Raw genomic sequence first — 589 nt, 5'->3', positions numbered from 1 at the left:
CCGACCATGCCGAAGGTGTTGCCGATGCGCGCGGTTTTAGGATTGGACAGCCCCTTGAGCGCCTGGATGAAGCAGACCGACGCGACCAGATAAAGCAGCGTGACGACGTTCAGACTCATTACGCGTTCTCCTTGGCCGTCTTGTCTGCGATCAGCTTCTTCGGCTCTTTCTTGCGGAACATCTCGAGCATTCGCCTCGTCACTAAAAACCCGCCGAACACGTTGACGGCCGCGAGCGCGACGGCCAGCGTGCCGAAGAATTTGCCGGGCGTGCCTAAAGTCAGCCCCGCAGCGAGCATGGCGCCGACGATCACGATCGCCGAGATCGCGTTGGTCACGGCCATCAGCGGCGTGTGCAGCGCGGGCGTGACGTTCCAGACCACGTGGTAGCCGACGTAGATCGCCAGCACGAAGATGATCAGGTTGATGACGGTGTGGTTGATGACTTCCATCGCCGTTCTCCGTTAAGACTTGCGCGTGACTTCACCATCGCGGGCCAGCAGCGTGGCCGCGACGATATCGTCCGCGAGATCGATGTTCAGGGCGCCTTCCTTCGTGATGATCAGCTTGAGGAAGTCGAGCAGGTTGCG

At 60.4% G+C, this 589-nt stretch carries 2 protein-coding genes and 1 pseudogene; all 3 read right to left on the bottom strand.

From position 1 onward, the window contains the following. The coding region (locus P0D71_RS36035; RefSeq protein ID WP_408483889.1) for an NAD(P)(+) transhydrogenase (Re/Si-specific) subunit beta at nucleotides 1–119 on the bottom strand (119 nt) is incomplete at its 3' end. After that, the gene (locus P0D71_RS36030; protein WP_074763055.1) at nucleotides 119–451 is read right to left on the bottom strand and encodes an NAD(P) transhydrogenase subunit alpha part 2; all 333 of its coding nucleotides are present in this window, start codon (nucleotides 449–451) and stop codon (nucleotides 119–121) included. The genes P0D71_RS36030 and P0D71_RS36035, both read right to left, overlap by 1 nt. 12 nt (nucleotides 452–463) lie before the next feature. After that, nucleotides 464–589, bottom strand: a pseudogene (locus P0D71_RS36025) (NAD(P)(+) transhydrogenase (Re/Si-specific) subunit alpha); the annotation flags it as partial.

Source organism: Paraburkholderia sp. RL17-383-BIF-A (assembly GCF_046028015.1).
In the GTDB taxonomy this organism is placed as follows: domain Bacteria; phylum Pseudomonadota; class Gammaproteobacteria; order Burkholderiales; family Burkholderiaceae; genus Paraburkholderia.
This window is presented reverse-complemented; position numbering and strand designations above follow the sequence as displayed.

Coding starts and splice junctions, on each gene's coding strand:
- P0D71_RS36030 (WP_074763055.1), bottom strand. CDS start 451: ATGGAAGTCATCAACCACACCGTCATCAACCTGATCATCTTCGTGCTG.